Source organism: Kocuria arenosa, assembly GCF_042879215.1.
Lineage (GTDB): Bacteria > Actinomycetota > Actinomycetes > Actinomycetales > Micrococcaceae > Kocuria > Kocuria arenosa.
In genome coordinates this window covers 175230-191704 of record NZ_JBHZTA010000003.1, presented here as the reverse complement: position 1 = coordinate 191704, position 16475 = coordinate 175230, and the positions used below count along the sequence as shown (strand labels likewise).

Sequence of the window (16475 nt, the reverse complement as noted above, 5' to 3'; positions counted from 1 at the left end):
CGAGCGGATCGGGCCGGGTAAGGGGACCCTTAGTAGTGCGTGGCTCGACTGTAGCAGTCCGCTCCGGATTAGCTGACATATCTCTGCCGTAATCCAGCCGACAGGACCGCGCGCGATGAAGCGCCTGTCCTGCCCCTGGGCCACCGGGACCTGGTGGACGTCGGGGCTTCCCCGGGCCGGTGGCCGCTACGGGCGGCGGCGGGTCTCGGCGACGGCCAGGAGGCCGCCGACCAGGAACACCACGGTGGCGCCCAGCACGACCAGCAGCGGAACGGTCCACCCCCCGGTGCCGGAGTTCAGCGCGCCGACCAGGGGAGGGCCGATCGTCGCGGCCAGGTAGCCGCTGCCCTGGATGCGGGCGGAGGTCCCCGCGGCCTCGGCGTCGGTCCGCACGATGCGCGCAACGATCGAGAAGATCGTGGTGAAGCCTCCGCCCTGGGCGACGCCGCCGATGGCGGACCAGACGAGGTAGCCCTCGGGGGCGATCAGCAGCCCGACGGGGAGGGTGATCCACAGCACCCCGATGACGGCCACCGGCACCCATGCCGGGGTGCGGGCGGCCAGCAGGGGCACTCCCAGGGCCCCGGCGATCGCGGCGACCTGGAACAGGGAGGCCCCGGCGCCGGAGGCCGCCAGGCTCAGCCCGCGGGTGTCGGCCAGCAGGGTGGGCAGCCAGGCGGTGACGGAGTAGTAGGAGATGGCCTGCCCGCAGAAGGCGAGGGTCAGCCACCAGCCGGTGCGCCGGATCTGTGCGGTGCCCCGGGCCTGCCTCAGCGCCCCGGTGGCGGTGCTGGGCTCGGCGGGGGCGTCGCGGGGGGCGCGCGGTGCCCCGGCCCGGCGGCGCGCCACGACCAGCCAGAAGACCAGCGCCACCACGGTCAGGACGCCCCAGGCTGCCAGTGCCCAGCGCCAGCCGACCAGCGCGGCCAGCGGTGCAGTGCCCAGGGCGGTGATCATCGACCCGACATTGAGCGCGGCGGTGTAGGTGGCGGTCACCACGGGGATCCGGCGCCAGGGGACGTCGCGGCGGATGATCACCGGGACCACGATGTTGCCGATGGCGATCGCGGCGCCGATGACCACGGTGCCGGCCAGGACCACCGGGGCGGGGCCGGCCGAGCGGATCACGGTCCCGGCCAGCACGCCCGTGAGGCACACCAGGACCGCCGTCTCCGGCCCGAAGCGTCCGATCAGCTTCGACGCCAGCGGGGTGGCCAGCGCGAAGAGCAGCACCGGCAGGCCCGTGAGCAGTCCCGCGGTCGCCGCCGAGAGGCCGAGGTCGGCCTGGAGCTGCGTGATCACGGGGGTCGGGGCGATGATCGGCCCGCGCAGGCTGAGCGCGACGAGCACGATGCCGACGACGACCCACGGCAGGGCGCGCGCGGGCACGGAGCGCTGGCTCATCTCGGTCCTCCCCGACAGTGCAGTGGTCTCCTGCCGGCGGGGCAGGTGCTTCCGCCAGCCTGCCAGATGACCGCCGCACATCGGGACGGCACTCCCGCCTAGGATGGCCGGTATGTCTGAGATCACCCGGTTGCTGAACACCGCCTCGATCCGCCTCGACGCGGTGGCGGACGACTGGCGCGGCGCCATCGCGCTGGCCGGCGAGCTGCTCGAGCAGCAGGACGCCGCCGGCGCGGAGTACACGAGGGCCATGATCACCAGCGTGGAGGAGAACGGCCCGTACATCGTGGTCGCCCCGGGGTTCGCCTTCGCCCACGCCCGGCCCTCGGAGGCCGTGCACCGCACCGCGATGTCCTGGGTCCGGCTCGCCCGCCCGGTCGAGTTCGGGCACGCGGCGAACGACCCCGTGACCCTCGTCGTCGCCCTCTCCGCGACGGACCGGAAGGAGCACCTGCAGGCCATGCGGAAGCTGGCCACGCTGCTGGGCTCGCCGGGGACCCGGGCCGCCCTGGACGGGGCGAGGACCCCCGAGGAGGTGCTCGCCGTCCTGTCGTCGGGCGCCCCGGAGCGGCCCGTGGACGCGGCGCCGTCCGCGGAACCGGAGCCTTCCGCGGAACCGGCGCCGACGACGACGGAGGCGGCCGCGGACAGCCGCAACAAGATCCTCACCGTCTGCGGCAACGGGCTCGGCACCAGCCTGTTCCTCAAGAACACCCTGGAGCAGGTGCTCGACCGCTGGGGCTGGAGCCGGTACCTCACCGTCGAGGCGACCGACACCATCTCGGCCCGCGGCAAGGCCAAGGAGGCCGACCTGATCCTCACCTCCGGGGAGATCGCCCGCACCCTCGGGGACGTCGGCGTCCCCGTGAAGGTGATCGAGAACTTCACCAGCACCACCGAGCTCGACGCCGCCCTGCGCGAGCTCTACGACGTCTGAGGCAGGCAATCCGTGAACTGGCTCGTCAGCATCCCCGAGTTCCTGGTCAGCGAGATCCTCGCCGTCCCGGCGTTCCTCATCGGCATCATCACCGCCGTGGGCCTGGCCGCCCTGCGCAAGAGCACCGGCCAGATCATCGGCGGCGCCATCAAGGCGACGCTCGGCTTCCTGCTGATCGGCGCCGGCGCCACCCTCGTCGTCGCCTCCCTGGAGCCCCTGGGTGCCATGATCCTGGGCGCCACCGGCGCCCAGGGCGTGATCCCCACCAACGAGGCCATCGCCGGGATCGCCCAGGCCGAGTACGGGGCCCAGGTCGCGTGGCTGATGATCCTCGGCTTCGCCGTGAGCCTGGTGCTCGCCCGCTTCACCCCTCTGCGCTACGTCTTCCTGACCGGTCACCACGTCCTGTTCATGGCCACGATGCTGACCATCATCCTCGCCACCGCCGGGTACGACGGCTGGGTGACCGTGCTGCTCGGCGCCGTGCTTCTCGGCATCCTCATGGTCTCCCTCCCGGCGCTCGCCCACCCGTGGACCCGCCGGATCACCGGCGACGACAGCGTGGCCATCGGGCACTTCGGCACCGCCGGGTACATCGCCGCCGGAGCCGTGGGGCAGGTCGTGGGAAAGCGGAGCCGGTCCACCGAGGACACGAAGCTGCCGGAAGGGCTGCGCTTCCTCCGCGACTCCATGGTGGCCACCGCGCTGTCCATGGCCCTGATGTACGTGGTCCTCGCCGTGCTCTTCCTCGCCCGGGCGGGGACCGAGGAGGCCTTCACCGCGTTCGAGGGCGGCGCCACCGGGGTGGGCAACTACCTCATGATGTCGATCACCCAGGGCCTGCAGTTCGGCGTGGCCGTCGCCGTGATCCTCTTCGGCGTGCGCACCATCCTGGGCGAGCTCGTCCCGGCCTTCCAGGGCATCGCCGCCAAGGTCGTCCCCGGGGCCATCCCGGCGCTCGACGCGCCGATCGTCTTCCCCTACGCGCAGAACGCCGTGCTGCTGGGCTTCATCTCCAGCTTCGTGGGCGGCCTGATCGGGCTGCTCGTCCTCTCCGTCTGGCTCAACCCCGCCATCGGGCTCGCGCTGATCCTGCCGGGGCTCGTCCCCCACTTCTTCACCGGCGGCGCGGCCGGCGTCTACGGCAACGCGACCGGCGGGCGCCGGGGAGCCCTCGCCGGCGGCTTCGTCAACGGGCTGCTCATCACGTTCCTGCCCGCGTTCCTGCTCTCCGTCCTGGGCGCCTTCGGTGAGGAGAACACCACCTTCGGCGACGCCGACTTCGGCTGGTTCGGGATCGCCGTGGGCTCCGCCGCCAAGATCGGGTCCGTCGGCGGCATCGTGGTGATCGGCCTGATCGGACTGGCGGTGCTGACGCTGGCGATCGTGGTGCAGCGCAAGGTGGTCGACACCCGCTGGGACCCGGCCGCCGGCCGCGCCTGGCCCGGGACCGCGGGCGCTCCGGAGACCGCGGACGCGGCGGCGGGTCCCTCCCGCACGTTCCCCAGGATCGCGCCGCCCAAGGGCGCGCCGGCTCCGCCGCCTCCTCCGCGCTGATCCGCCGGTCCGGGACCGCCGCGCGCTCGACCGTCGGCCGGGGATCGCCCGATGGCCGCCCGGCGCACCACCGGGTCAGGAGTTGCGTCCCCGCGCGGCCACGGTCCAGCGCTCCAGCAGCGCCCCGTCGCGCACCACGGCCACGTCGTCGACCAGGTTCATGGTGAGGCACACGTGGTTGGGGATCACGCGCACGCGCTCGCCGAGGGCGGGCAGCGGGGCGTCCTCGGGCCAGACGACGGTGGCGTGGTGCTCCGACAGGGCTGTGATCCGGGCGTCCGGGTGGTCCATCAACCGCCCGTGGCCGGTGGCCCAGGCGGGCCGGTCGCTGCCGAGAACCTTGCTGCCGGCGTCCAGGACGGTCCGCCGCGGCACCCCGTTCCCGCCCTCGTGCCGGCTGACCACGGTCGCGGCCACGGTGAGGGCGATGTCCTCGAGGGCGCATCGGCCGAGCTCCAGCTGCTGGGCGTCGCCGAAGACGTAGACCCCCGGCCGCACCTCCGTGGCGGTCGTGCTGTCGGTCAGCAGCGCGCTGGGCGTGGAGCCGCCGCTGCGGCGCTGCACCTCGAAGCCCGCGGCCGCCAGCTGCCCGGCCGCCCGCTCCAGGGCCTGCTGCTCCTGCGCGGCCGCCTCGACCGGCATGCCCGGGGCGTAGCTGTGGCCCGGGAAGGTGAAGACGCCCTCGACGCGCAGCCCGGCCCGGGCCGCGGCCCGGGCGACGTCCGCGGCGGCCTCCGGGCGGACCCCGCTGCGGTGGTGGCCGCTGTCGATCTCCACGACCACGGCGACGTCCCCCGCCGCCTCCCCCAGCTGCTCGCCCATGACGGTGGCGGCCTCGGAGGAGTCCACCCCCACGCTGATCCGGGCCGCGGCGCTCAGCCGGCGCAGGCGCTCCGCCTGGCGCGGACCGACCCACAGCGGGTACGCGATGAAGAGGTCCTCGGCCCCGTGCGCGGCGAAGACCTCGGCCTCCCCGAGCGTGGCCACGGTCAGTCCGATCGCGCCCGCGGCGAGCTGCAGCGACACGATCTCCGGGACCTTGTGCGTCTTGGCGTGCGGGCGCAGCAGCAGGCCCCGCTCGCGCACGGCCGCGGCCATCCGTGCGATGTTGCGCTCGAGCACGTCCCGGTCGATCAGGACGTCCGGGGTGTCGACTTCTTCGGGGATGCGGGGCATGGGGCTCCTCGTGCCGGGGCGACGATCTGCTGAACTCCGCCCATGCTAAGACCCGGGCGCGCCCACGATCCCGGAGCGGGCGGCCGTCATGCGGCGGGAACCAGCTCCGACCGGTCGGCGACGTCCAGGCCGTGTGCCTCGCCGACCGAGCGGTGGGTCACGTGGCCGGCCATCGTGTTGAGCCCCGCGGTCAGGGCGGGGTCGGCGGCCAGTGCCGCCGTCACGCCGCGGTCGGCGAGGGCGGTCACGTAGCGCAGCGTGACGTTGGTCAGGGCGTAGGTGGAGGTGCTGGGCACCGCGCCCGGCATGTTGGCCACGCAGTAGAACAGGGTGTCGTGCACCGGGAAGACGGGGTCCTGGTGGGTGGTGGGACGGCTGTCCTCGAAGCACCCGCCCTGGTCCACGGCGATGTCCACCAGGACGCTGCCCTGCTTCATGGCCGCGACCATGTCGTTGGTGACCAGCTTCGGGGCCCGGGCGCCGGGGATCAGCACGGAGCCGATCACCAGGTCCGCCTCGGTCACGGCGCGCTCCACCTCGTAGGCGTTGGAGACGACGGTCCGCAGCCGCCCGGCGTACCGGTCGTCGAGGGCGCGCAGGCGGTCCACGTCGATGTCGAGGATCGTGACGTCGGCGCCCAGGCCCACGGCCATGGCGGCCGCGTTGGTGCCGGCCACGCCGGCGCCGATCACGGTCACCTGTGCGGGGCGCACCCCGGGCACGCCGCCGAGCAGGACGCCCTTGCCGCCGCCGGTGGCGGTCAGGGCCGAGGCCCCGGCCTGCACCGAGAGCCGGCCGGCCACCTCGCTCATCGGCGCCAGCAGCGGCAGCCGGCGGTCCGCGGTCTGCACGGTCTCGTAGGCGATGGCCGTGACCCCGGACGCCAGCAGGGCACGGGTGAGCTCCGGCTCCGCGGCCAGGTGCAGATAGGTGAACAGGACCAGACCCGACCGGAACCGGTGGTACTCGGAGGCGATCGGTTCCTTGACCTTCAGCACCATGTCCGCCTGGGCCCACAGTTCGTCCGGGTCCGCCACGACCTCCGCGCCCGCGGCGGCGAAGTCCTCGTCCGAGAAGCCCGAGCCGACGCCGGCCCCGGCCTGCACGAGCACCTGGTGGCCGCGGCGGCGCAGCTCGTGCACGCCGGAGACCGTGATGGCCACCCGGTGCTCGTCGGTCTTCACTTCGGTGGGAACGGAGATGATCATCGAAGGGCCTTCCGCGGAAAACATAGAATGGGTGCCACAAAACTACGATTTGTCGCCGTCCCTGACGCAAGGATCGACGATCCTTCGGCAATCGGTGTAGAACTGGGAGAACCATGGAGAAAGTGACCCCGCTCACGCGGTCCGCGCCGCAGGATCGGCGGCCCCGGGACGAGCTGGACGACCTCGACCGGCGCCTGCTCGCGCTGCTGCGGGAGAACTCCCGGATGACCAACCAGGCCCTCAGCGAGGCGCTCGGAGTGGCGCCGTCCACCTGCCTGGCCCGGATGAAGGGGCTGCAGCGCTCGGGGGTGATCCGCCGGTTCACGGTCGAGGTGGACCCCAGGGCGCTCGGGAGCACCATCGAGGCCCTCATCAGCGTGCGACTGCGGCCGGGGGCCCGGCACCTGATGTCCGCGTTCGGCGAGGGGCTGAAGTCGGTGCCGGAGGTGTCCCAGTTCTTCTTCCTGGCGGGCTCGGACGACTTCCTCATCCACGTCACGGCCCGGGACACCGACCACATCCGCCAGTTCGTCCTGGAGCACCTGTCCTCCCACCAGGCGGTGGCGACCACCCAGACCAGCCTCGTGTTCGAGCACGTCCAGGGATCCGTGGAGATCTGATCCCGGCCCGTCCCTCACCCGCGGACGGGAGTCCCTGCGGTGAGTCCGTCCGCCCGTGCCCGCACGGCGGCGGCCGCGTCCTCCGCCACGAGGTCCGCGTTGATCGCCGCGGCCGCGCCGACCCCGGCTCCTGCCGCCGAGGAGACCATGGCCGAGAGGTCGCCGGCGTTGCCGGCCGCCCACACCCCGGGGATCTCGGTTCCGCCCATCGGGCCCGTGGCGATCAGTGCCCCGGCGGGGTGGTCGGTCAGGGTGCCGCCGAGCTGCTCGTACAGGTCCGCCCGGGCCACGAACCGGGGCGCCACGACCAGGGCGTCCACCGGGACCTCCGGCCCGTCGTCGAGGACCACGGCGCGCAGGACGTCCTCCTCGACGCGCAGGCGCTGCACGGGCCCCTCGACCACCCGGACCCCCAGGGCGGAGAGCTGCTCCCACGCCTCGGCGCCGGGGTCGGGCATCCGGTCCGGGAAGAAGGTGACGTCCTCGCTGAGCTGCCGGAACAGCAGCGTCTGGTGGATGCTCATGGGGCCGGCGCCGAGCACGCCGATGCGCCGGCCGCGGACCTCCCACCCGTGGCAGTACGGGCAGTGCAGCACGCTCCGCCCCCACAGCTCGGCCACGCCGGGCACGTCGGGGAGCTCGTCGACCAGCCCGGAGGCGAGCAGCAGCCGCCGCGCGCGCAGCATGCTGCCGTCGGCGAGGCCGACCGTGAACCCGTCCGTCTCGGCCCGGGCGGTGACGGCCCGGCCCGGCACGATCTCCGCCCCGTACTCCTCGGCCTCCCGCCGGCCGGCGGCCAGCAGCTCCAGCGGCGGGATCCCCTCGCGGCCGAGGAGGTTGTGCGCGCCACCGGCCGGGGCGTTGCGCGGCTCGCCGGCGTCCACCACGACCACCGAGCGCCGGGAGCGCGCCAGGGCGACAGCTGCGCTCAGGCCGGCGGCACCGCCTCCGACGACCACCACGTCATGGGTCAGTTCCGGGCTCATGGCACACCTCTGCTCTCCTGGGGTCTCCTCCGGCCGGGAACTCCCGGCTGCAGCACCACGGTAGACCTCGGATGCGTTGGAGACATAGCATTTTGCCCATGACGCAAGAACTCGACCTGGACGCCGTGATCCGCCGGCGCATCCGGGGCCTCCGGCTGGCCCGCGGTTGGTCCCTCGACGCGCTCGCGGCCCGGTGCCACCTCAGCCCGTCCACGCTGAGCCGGCTCGAGACCGGCCACCGCAGGATCGCCCTCGACCAGCTGGTGCCCATCGCCCGCGCCCTCGACACCTCGCTCGACCAGCTCGTGGAGTCCCCCGAGGACGAGGACGTGGTGATCCGCCCGCAGCCCAGCAGCACGCCGGGGCTGACCACGTGGCTGCTCTCCTCCGACCGGACCCTGCACGGGATGACCGTGGCCAAGATGCGCATCCAGCCGGGCCGGCCGCCCGCCCCGGACCGACTGGCGGTGCACCCGGGCCGGGACTGGTTCACCGTGCTCTCCGGGACCGCCCGCCTGCACCTGGGGGAGCGGGTCATCGTGGTCGAGGCCGGTCAGGCGGCGCAGTTCTCCACGATGGTCCCGCACGCGATCGTGGCGCAGGGCGGGCCGGTGGAGATCCTCACCGTGCTCGACCACGACGGCGAGCGCGCCCACCTGCACGCGGAGGACTCGGCCGGCGACCGGCAGGTGCGGGCCTCGACCGACCGCCCGGAGTCCGGCGGGGTCGATCGCGACCCGAGCGGGTGATGCGCGCCCGGGGCCAGGGCGCCCGGCCGGCGGACGGCCCGGCTCAGGAGCCCGGTGCCGCCGGCACCGTCTCGGTGCGCCCCGACGGACCGGGCCGCGCGGCCGGGCCCGGGAACTGCGGGATCAGGGCCACGGCCCCGGCGGCGATCAGCGCCACGGCGGCGAAGACGATGAAGTTCCACTGGAACGGCAGGGCCATGGAGCCGATCCAGCCGCCGATGAGCGGGCCCGAGATCGCGCCGATCCGGGCGAAGGACAGGGCCCAGCCGGTGGCGGTGGCGCGGGAGTGGGCGGGGTAGTACTCGGCGACCCAGCCGGTGAGGACCAGCGAGGTGGAGATCGAGCCGATGCCGGCCAGGGCCACGAACACGTAGTTGATCACGATGCTGTTGGGGAACATCAGCAGCAGGATGCCCACCCCGCCCAGCAGGTAGAAGACCACCAGGATGAGCTTCTTGCCGTAGGCGTCCGCGGCGCGGCCCAGGGCGATGCCGCCGACGGCCGAGGCGAGGCTGAAGACCACCAGGAACGTCAGGGCCGGGCCGAGCTCGTAGCCGGCCGAGCGCATGATCGAGGGCAGCCACGTGTTGAGGCCGTAGACCAGGACCATGCCGCAGAACAGGGAGATCCAGAAGAAGACCGTGGCGATCAGGTAGCCGCCGGAGAACATGGCCGCCAGCGACTGCTTCCATCCCACGGACCGCGCCTCCGCCTCCTCGGAGAGCACCGGTGTCCAGTCGCTCTCGACGAACGGGTCCACGTGCAGCCGCTCCGCCAGGCGGGCGGCCTCCTCGCGGCGGCCCTTGCCCACGAGGTACTCGAGGGACTCGGGCAGCAGCTTGGCGACCAGGGGCAGCAGGACCACGGGCAGGAACCCGACGCCGACCACCCAGCGCCAGCCCAGCGTGGGCAGCAGGGCGATCGCCACGAGCGCGGCGGCCAGGATGCCGAGGGAGTAGCCGGAGTACATCACGCCGTAGTGGAAGGACCGGCTCCGCGGCGCCGAGTACTCGATGGTGAGAGCCGCGGCCACCGGGATGATCCCGCCCATGCCCAGGCCGCCGAGCAGCCGGAAGAGCCCGAAGACCTCCGGGGTGGGGGCCAGCGCGGCGCCCAGCTGCATGGTGGTGAAGATGGCCATCGAGACCAGCAGCATCTTCCTCCGGCCGATCCGGTCCGAGAGCGTGCCGATGGTCATGGCGCCGATGAGCATGCCGATCAGGGCGTAGGAGCCGAGTCCGCCGAGCTCCAGCGGCGTGAGATCCCATTCCCGGTGCTCCGCTAGGGCGGGCAGGACGGCGCCGAGCACTCCGACGTCGTACCCCTCGGCCAGGATCGCGAGCCAGCAGGCGAGCAGCACCCGGTTGGTGGTCTTCTGCGGCACGGGCCACGCGGCGGTGGGAGAGCTGGTCATGCGAGGATGTCCTTCGAACGGCGGCGGGACGCCCGGGCTCCGGGCGGGGCGCGGGCGCTCGCCGGGGTGACCTGGACCTCTCGATTCTAGGGAACGCCCGGGGCGGGATGGGCCGCGCCGGCCGAGCAGCAGCACCGGCGCGAATAATTGCCGTCCCCGCCCGGTTGTACAGTCGAACAGGCGCCGCCCGCTCGAGGGCGCGCCGTCCCCGCCTCGATCCAGGACCGTGAGATGACCTGTGCCCTGCCGTCCGTCCGGACGCCCCCGACCGTCCCGCCCGTCCCCGCCGGGGGCGACGACGACGCCCGCTGCCTCGGGGTGGACATCGGCGGGACGAGCATCAAGTACGCGGTGGTGGACCCGGTCCGCGGGACCACGGTGGGCCCGGTCCGCCGGGTGCCCACGCCCGCGCCGGCCACCCCGGCCGCGGTGGTGGCCGCCCTGCGCGGGGTCCTGGAGAAGCTGGAGAACGCGCCCGGGCCGGGCGGGCCCCTGGCCGGGGTCGGCATCGGCGTTCCGGCCATCATCGACCACGGCATCGCCCGCTCGGCCGCCCACCTGGACGACTCCTGGATCGGCGCGGACGCCCGGGAGCTGCTCGCCGACGGGCTGGGGCGCGAGGTCGCTGTGCTCAACGACGCCGACGCCGCCGGGCTCGCCGAGGTGCGCTTCGGCGCCGCCCGCGGCGCGAACGGCACGGTGCTGGTGATCACGCTGGGCACCGGGATCGGCTCGGCGCTGTTCCTGGACGGAGAGCTGATCCCCAACAGCGAGTTCGGCCACGTGTGGCTGGACGGCCGGGACGTCGACGGCTGGGCCGGCGCCTCCGCCCGGATGGAGGAGGCCCTGGACTGGCCGACCTACACGGACCGGCTCCAGCGCTACCTGTCCCACCTCGAGCGCCTCATCTCGCCGGACCTGATCGTCCTCGGCGGGGGCATCAGCGAGCGGCACCAGGAGTTCCTGCCCCACCTGCGGCTGCGGGCCCGCGTGGCCCCCGCGCAGCTGCGCAACGCCGCCGGCATCGTCGGTGCCGGCCGCCAGGCCCACCTCGGAGTGGTGCGGGCGAACCGCCTCGTCGGCAGCCGCTGAGCCGGGACGGGACGATCAGCCCCTGGCGTTCTCCGGGACCGAGGTCGGGGTCGGGGGAGCGGCCTTCGGTCCCGGTGCGGTCTCCCGTCCGCTCACCGGGCCGGCGCTCGCGGTGGTGGCTCTGCTCACCGGCCGTGCGGCGGGCCGGGACCGGTCCTGCTGCTCCAGCCGGCAGAGCGCGGCGTTGTTCATGTTGATCGTGATCATGGTGTCGACCCCTCGTAGCTCATGACAGCGAATGTAAGCGCGACTCGGGGCCGCGCCGCCGCCATCGGGGCGTTCTGTGCGTCACATTCGCCGATTTCTCGCAACAGCCCTGGTCGGGAGCGGGTTGGCGGCAGGGTGGCAAGCACTTTGTGACGCCGGGCGACGGCTGGGACGCCGGTGCGTGAAAGTTCGTGCACTTCGCACGGTGGGCCGTGGACCGATGCGAAGGACTCTTCCCCTGTGTGACGCAGCTCTCTATCATGGACAAGGACAGCGTCGTCGAGCACCCCGCCCGGCACCGGGACCCCTTGCAGACCCCGATGCGCTCGCACGACTGGAGATTCCCACCATGAGCATTTCCGAACTGACCCCTGTTCCCGACGACACAGGGTCCCTCGACGTGCTCCCCGGCATCGGCGTGGGTCCGGTCGTCGTCCCGGTCTCGTCCATCACCGTCTCCCACGTGGCGCGCTACCGCATGCGCACCGACCGCGCGGGCCTGAACCTGCGGGCGGGCGAGGTGGTGCTGTGCGCGCCCTACGATCCGATCGAGCTGGGCATGGTCGTGCTGGTGCGCTGCGAGGCCGATGGGTACAGCCCGGGTGCCCTGATCCCGGCGTCCGACGTCGAGTACCTCGAACCGGCCGGCCCGTCCTTCGGCCCGTTCATCTGGGACACACCGGGCGTCCGCGGCTGAGCGCCGCATCCTGCCGCTGCGGCTGCCGTCAGGCCGGCAGCTAGGCCTCAGTGAGGGCGTCCGCCTTGTGGGTCGCCCGGGCCCCGGAGCTGTCGGACTCCACGATGTAGTGGGGATCGTCCGCGCTGGCGCGGTACGTGCGGCCGTCGAGCTCGAAGTCCTCGGTCTTCTTCTCGACCACCTTGCCCTCGGTCGTGCCCTGCGGGGTGTTCCACGTGACCTTGGTGCCCTTGCTCAGGCTCATCTGCTGCTCCTCTGCTCCGGTGCTCAACCGAGCCGGCACTCGTCCGTCCTCGGACGACCGCCGGCCCGGGTGCCCGGCCGTGCCGAGCACGGTCCTCAGCCTACGGAGCCAACCGGGGTGCGGCGACCCCTGCCGGGCGCGGCAGCGGCCCGGCAGCGGCGGCTGCGCCGCTGCCGCCGGGCTGTGCTGCTGCCGAGCCGGGGCTGTTGGGCTGCGCTGCTACCGGGCCGCCGAGGCCGGCTCGAGGGCGGTCGGCTCCTCGCGCGGGTCGCCGGCGTCCCGGCCCTCGTCCCCGGTCCGCGGGTCGTCCGGCTCGTCGGCGGTGTCCACGAGACGGCCCTCGGCGAGCGCCTCGGGCTCGACGTCCGTCTCGATCGTGGTGGCCAGCGGCTTCTCGGCCACGAAACACAGCACGGCGGCCGCCAGCAGCCCCAGGGGCATGATCCACAGGTAGATGGGGGTCAGGGCGTCGTTGTAGGAGGTCACGATCGGGTCCCGCAGCGCCTGCGGCAGGGAGGCGACCACGGCGGGGGTGAGCGAGTTGGCCCCGCCCGCACCGCCCTCGAGCGCGGTCGCCGCGAGGCGATCGGCCATCAGGTCGGACAGGCGGCTCGCGAAGACGCTGCCGACCACCCCCGAGCCCAGGGTGGCGCCGATCTGGCGGAAGAAGTTGTTGGCCGCGGTGGCCGTGCCGACCTGCCGCAGGGGGAAGGTGTTCTGCACGATCAGCACCAGCACCTGCATGGACAGGCCCAGTCCCAGGCCCAGGACCGCGATGTAGAGGCACACGTGCCACACCCCCTGCTCGGAGGTCAGGGTGGCGAGCAGGCCCATGGCCACGGCCACGATCACGCTGCCGGCCACCGGCAGCCACTTGTAGCGTCCGGTCCGGCTGACCGCCTGCCCGGCGAGCACCGAGGTCACGAGCATGGTGGCCATCATCGGCACCATCAGCAGCCCGGACCGGGTGGCGTCGACGCCGAAGACCATCTGCAGGTAGGTGGGCAGGTAGCCGAGGGCCCCGAACATCGCCACCCCGGTGAGCAGCCCGGCGAGGGTGGTGAGGACGAAGTTGCGCTCGCGGAACAGGTGCATCGGGATGATCGGCTCGGCGGTGCGCCGTTCCACGGCCACGAACGCCGCGGCGCTCACGAGCGTCCCGGCGATCAGGCCGAGGATCACGGGGTCGGTCCAGGCGTACTTGCCGCCGCCCCAGGTGGCGAACAGCACCAGGCAGGTCGTGGCCACGGCCAGCAGCACCATCCCGCCGACGTCCAGGCGCGGCCGGCCGCGGTGCCGGGGGAGCTTGAGGAACAGGACGGCTCCGGCCAGCGCCAGCAGTCCGAGCGGGATGTTGATCCAGAAGACCCAGCGCCAGCCGGGCCCCTCGGTGAAGAACCCGCCCAGCAGCGGACCGGCCACCGAGGCGAGGGCGAACACCCCGCCCATGACGCCCATGTACTTGCCGCGCTCCCGGGCGGGCACCACGTCGGCGATGGCGGCTTGGGAGAGGATGATCAGTCCGCCGCCGCCGAGGCCCTGGACGGCGCGGGCCGCGATGAGGACCTCGATGGTGCCGGCGAGCGCGCCGACGACGGAGCCGGCCATGAACACCAGGATCGCGCCCAGCAGGAGGGGCTTGCGGCCCATCAGGTCCCCGAGCTTGCCGTACACGGGCATCATGATCGTCGAGGCCAGGATGTAGGCCGTGATGACCCACAGCATCTCGTCGACCCCGTTGAGCTCGCCCACGATCGTGGGCAGCGCCGTGCTGAGCACGGTCTGGTTCAGCGCGGCCAGCAGCATGGAGAGCATCAGGCCGACGAAGAGCAGCACGAGGTGCCGGGAGCCGGAGCCCGGTTCGGCCCGGTGGGCGGGGGTGCGGGTCATGAGAGCTTCTCCTGGAGGCGGTGGAGGAGGGCGAGCGCCGACTCGTGGTCCTCGGCCGGCAGCCCGTGCGCCGGGGAGTAGCCCTCGGCGGTGATGGCGAAGCGCAGGGGGACGCCGCCGAGGATGACCAGCATCCGGGCGACCTCGTCCACACGGTGCTCCTCGATCCCGGCCGACCACTCCGGGTCCCGGGACAGCAGCTCCGCGAGGGTGCGGCGCACCAGGGCCTCGGCCTCGAGCATCAGCTCGTGCCGGCGGCGGCCCAGCCCCGGGTGGTCCTGCAGCAGCTTCCGGCGCCGCTCCGCGTCCCGGCCCGCGTAGGCGCTGCGGGTCACAGCCAGCAGCAGGCGCGAGACCTGGCCCAGCAGGTCGTGCTCGAGGGAGAACCCCTCCAGCAGCTCCGGGTCCAGGGTGGGGGCCCGCATGCCCAGGACGGCGTCCTCCTTGGCGGGGAAGTAGTTGAAGAAGGTGCGCGGGGAGACGCCGGCCGCGGCGGCGACGGCCTCCACCGTGGTGCCCTCGACCCCGCGCTCGACCGCGAGGGCGGCGGCCGCCTCGTGGATCGCGGACCAGGTCTCGGCCTTCTTGCGGGCGCGCAGGGTGGGAGGGGAGTCGTCGTTCACGACCACATTTTTGCACTTCTGCACGTTTTGCACAACTGCAATATTTGCCGGGGTGCCCGCCGCGGCGGCGGGTCGGTGCCCGTCGCCGGGCACCGCGGTGGGCCGCCCACGCCGCCGGGCCCATCCGGCGGCATGGGCCCGGCCCTCCGGCTCAGTCCTTCAGGGGGTCGTGGCCCCAGTTCATCAGGGAGTAGCGCCACCGGGTCTCGCGCACGTCCCCGTCGGGGCGCTGGGCCAGGTGGCGGTGGACGTAGCCGACCACCTTGCGCATGTGCTCGTGGTCGGCCTCGGTGCGCTCGCCCTTCGGCCTCTGCAGGATCTCCACGATCCGCCGCCCGGAGCGGTGGCCCACCGACTCCCCGCCGTCGTCCTGGCCCACCGAGGTGGACTCCTCGGTGTCCAGCCACGTCGACAGCTGCTCGGCCGTCATGTTGACGGCCTCGTCGAAGTCCTTGCCGGTGGTGTCGTCCTTCTCGCCCATGCCCTGCTCCTCGCTCTCGGACCGGGCGGCGCCGTGTCGCCGCACGCCCTCGGCGCCCGGGCGCCCCGGGCGTGAGGCCCAACCTACCGGCGGACCGTGGTGTCGGCGAGCATCCGCCGGCATCGAGCACGGTGCCGCCGGCGGGTGGGTGCGGACGCGGCACCCGGCCGGGACTACGCCGCGACGCCCACCTGGATCAGGGTGTTCCAGGGGTCCTCGAAGCGCAGCACGGCGCCGTCGTGCCGGGTCGGGATCCGGTGGTCCGCGAGCCGGGACTCCAGGGCCGTGACGTCGTCGGCGTCCGGCAGGTCGATGTTGACCTGGCCCAGCCCCAGTGACGCCGCACGCGGGCCGGCCCCGGCGCTCTGCCAGGTGTTGAGCGCGATGTGGTGGTGGTAGCCGCCGGCGGCGATGAACAGGGCGGAACCGATGTCGCTCATCACCTCGAAGCCCAGGACGTCCACGTAGAACTGCCGGCCCAGCGGGATGTCGCCCACCTGCAGGTGGACGTGGCCCAGGGTGGCCGGCGGTGCCGCCGGGCGCCCGCCCTGCTCCGCCAGGTGCTCCTGCAGGAACCCGTTCGGGTCCAGGGGGTTGGAGGCCAGGGTCAGCAGGCCGGTGGGCTCCCGCCGCCACGTGTCGCGGGGCCGGTCCGTGTAGAGCTCCACCCCGTTGCCCTCGGGGTCGTCGAAGTAGAAGGCCTGGCTGTAGAGGTGGTCGGCGCTGCCGGTGAAGGAGTGGGGCGCCACGGTCGCCACGGACGCCAGCGCCGCGGCCAGGGCGGGCTCGTCCTCGAAGACGACCGCGGTGTGGAACAGGCCGGCCTGCCCGCGGTGGGCCGGCGGGAGCTCCTTGACCTGGCGCAGCCGCACCACCGTCCGGCCGTCCCGGCCCAGGACCGCGGTGTCCCCGGCGTGGGCGAGCACGTCGAGGGTGATGGCGTCCGCGTAGTAGGCGACCATCGTGTCCAGGTCGGAGACCAGCAGCTCCACGGCGCCCATCCGGGTGCCGGCGGACAGCAGGTCCTCCGCGGGGCGCTTCGTCAGGCTCCGGGGATCGGGGTTCTGGGGAAAGATCGGCATCTCGGGGTTCTCCGTCGGCAGGGGCAGTGCATTGGTTGATATGTCCCCAAGAATAGCGCGAGAAGCTTTCCTGTGCAAGTAAATTGTGGTGCCGGCGAGCGGGACCCC

At 73.3% G+C, this 16475-nt stretch carries 17 protein-coding genes; 6 read left to right on the top strand and 11 right to left on the bottom strand.

Annotated elements, in window-relative coordinates; genetic code table 11:
* Nucleotides 1-186: 186 nt before the first annotated feature.
* Nucleotides 187-1404, bottom strand: coding sequence for an MFS transporter (locus tag ACFYE3_RS06915; RefSeq protein ID WP_387607363.1), 1218 nt, complete (start codon nt 1402-1404; stop codon nt 187-189).
* A 112-nt stretch (nt 1405-1516) separates the two neighbouring features.
* Between ACFYE3_RS06915 and ACFYE3_RS06910 the strand changes: the two genes are divergently transcribed.
* Together ACFYE3_RS06910 and ACFYE3_RS06905 are read left to right on the top strand one after the other, a co-directional pair.
* The gene (locus ACFYE3_RS06910) at nt 1517-2341 is read left to right on the top strand and encodes a PTS sugar transporter subunit IIA (RefSeq protein WP_387607361.1); all 825 of its coding nucleotides are present in this window, start codon (nt 1517-1519) and stop codon (nt 2339-2341) included.
* A gap of 12 nt (nt 2342-2353) precedes the next feature.
* A complete protein-coding gene (locus ACFYE3_RS06905) occupies nt 2354-3898 on the top strand; it encodes a PTS ascorbate transporter subunit IIC (protein ID WP_387607359.1) in 1545 nt (514 codons plus the stop codon).
* Between the two features lie 75 nt (nt 3899-3973).
* On the opposite strand, the gene ACFYE3_RS06900 is transcribed toward ACFYE3_RS06905, so the two are convergent.
* The gene (locus tag ACFYE3_RS06900) at nt 3974-5074 is read right to left on the bottom strand and encodes a D-TA family PLP-dependent enzyme (protein WP_387607356.1); all 1101 of its coding nucleotides are present in this window, start codon (nt 5072-5074) and stop codon (nt 3974-3976) included.
* Nucleotides 5075-5160: 86 nt separating this feature from the next.
* Nucleotides 5161-6282 carry an alanine dehydrogenase gene (gene ald, locus ACFYE3_RS06895; protein ID WP_387607354.1) on the bottom strand — a complete coding sequence of 374 codons (1122 nt, stop codon included), beginning with the start codon at nt 6280-6282 and terminating at the stop codon, nt 5161-5163.
* A 113-nt stretch (nt 6283-6395) separates the two neighbouring features.
* On the opposite strand from ald, the gene ACFYE3_RS06890 reads away from it, so the two are divergent.
* Nucleotides 6396-6902 carry an Lrp/AsnC family transcriptional regulator gene (locus tag ACFYE3_RS06890; RefSeq protein WP_387806084.1) on the top strand — a complete coding sequence of 169 codons (507 nt, stop codon included), beginning with the start codon at nt 6396-6398 and terminating at the stop codon, nt 6900-6902.
* 14 nt (nt 6903-6916) lie between these two features.
* On the opposite strand, the gene ACFYE3_RS06885 is transcribed toward ACFYE3_RS06890, so the two are convergent.
* Nucleotides 6917-7888: an NAD(P)/FAD-dependent oxidoreductase gene (locus ACFYE3_RS06885; protein ID WP_387607348.1), complete on the bottom strand. Its 972-nt coding sequence runs from the start codon at nt 7886-7888 to the stop codon at nt 6917-6919.
* A 98-nt stretch (nt 7889-7986) separates the two neighbouring features.
* Between ACFYE3_RS06885 and ACFYE3_RS06880 the strand changes: the two genes are divergently transcribed.
* Nucleotides 7987-8637, top strand: coding sequence for a helix-turn-helix domain-containing protein (locus tag ACFYE3_RS06880; RefSeq protein WP_387607346.1), 651 nt, complete (start codon nt 7987-7989; stop codon nt 8635-8637).
* 43 nt (nt 8638-8680) lie between these two features.
* Here ACFYE3_RS06880 and ACFYE3_RS06875 read toward each other — a convergent pair whose 3' ends face one another.
* A complete protein-coding gene (locus ACFYE3_RS06875; protein WP_387607344.1) occupies nt 8681-10051 on the bottom strand; it encodes an MFS transporter in 1371 nt (456 codons plus the stop codon).
* A gap of 231 nt (nt 10052-10282) precedes the next feature.
* Here ACFYE3_RS06875 and ppgK point away from each other — a divergent pair, with 231 nt between their 5' ends.
* On the top strand, nt 10283-11143 hold the full coding sequence (ppgK, locus tag ACFYE3_RS06870; RefSeq protein WP_387607341.1) for a polyphosphate--glucose phosphotransferase: 861 nt from the start codon (nt 10283-10285) through the stop codon (nt 11141-11143).
* Between the two features lie 15 nt (nt 11144-11158).
* On the opposite strand, the gene ACFYE3_RS06865 is transcribed toward ppgK, so the two are convergent.
* Nucleotides 11159-11350: a hypothetical protein gene (locus ACFYE3_RS06865; protein ID WP_387607339.1), complete on the bottom strand. Its 192-nt coding sequence runs from the start codon at nt 11348-11350 to the stop codon at nt 11159-11161.
* Nucleotides 11351-11699: 349 nt separating this feature from the next.
* Between ACFYE3_RS06865 and ACFYE3_RS06860 the strand changes: the two genes are divergently transcribed.
* Nucleotides 11700-12047, top strand: a complete 348-nt coding sequence (locus tag ACFYE3_RS06860) for a hypothetical protein (protein WP_387607337.1) — start codon at nt 11700-11702, stop codon at nt 12045-12047.
* A 40-nt stretch (nt 12048-12087) separates the two neighbouring features.
* Here ACFYE3_RS06860 and ACFYE3_RS06855 read toward each other — a convergent pair whose 3' ends face one another.
* The 5 genes from ACFYE3_RS06855 to ACFYE3_RS06835 all read right to left on the bottom strand — a co-directional run bounded on the left by ACFYE3_RS06855 (nt 12088) and on the right by ACFYE3_RS06835 (nt 16367).
* Nucleotides 12088-12291, bottom strand: coding sequence for a hypervirulence associated TUDOR domain-containing protein (locus ACFYE3_RS06855; RefSeq protein ID WP_387607335.1), 204 nt, complete (start codon nt 12289-12291; stop codon nt 12088-12090).
* A gap of 219 nt (nt 12292-12510) precedes the next feature.
* Nucleotides 12511-14181 carry an MDR family MFS transporter gene (locus tag ACFYE3_RS06850; protein ID WP_387607333.1) on the bottom strand — a complete coding sequence of 557 codons (1671 nt, stop codon included), beginning with the start codon at nt 14179-14181 and terminating at the stop codon, nt 12511-12513.
* Nucleotides 14178-14804, bottom strand: a complete 627-nt coding sequence (locus tag ACFYE3_RS06845) for a TetR family transcriptional regulator (protein ID WP_387607332.1) — start codon at nt 14802-14804, stop codon at nt 14178-14180. The genes ACFYE3_RS06850 and ACFYE3_RS06845 overlap by 4 nt, the downstream gene beginning before the upstream one ends.
* 151 nt (nt 14805-14955) lie before the next feature.
* Complete coding sequence (locus tag ACFYE3_RS06840) at nt 14956-15285, bottom strand: DUF3140 domain-containing protein (protein WP_387607330.1); 330 nt, start codon at nt 15283-15285, stop codon at nt 14956-14958.
* 173 nt (nt 15286-15458) lie between these two features.
* Complete coding sequence (locus ACFYE3_RS06835) at nt 15459-16367, bottom strand: VOC family protein (protein WP_387607327.1); 909 nt, start codon at nt 16365-16367, stop codon at nt 15459-15461.
* Between the last annotated feature and the right edge of the window lie 108 nt (nt 16368-16475).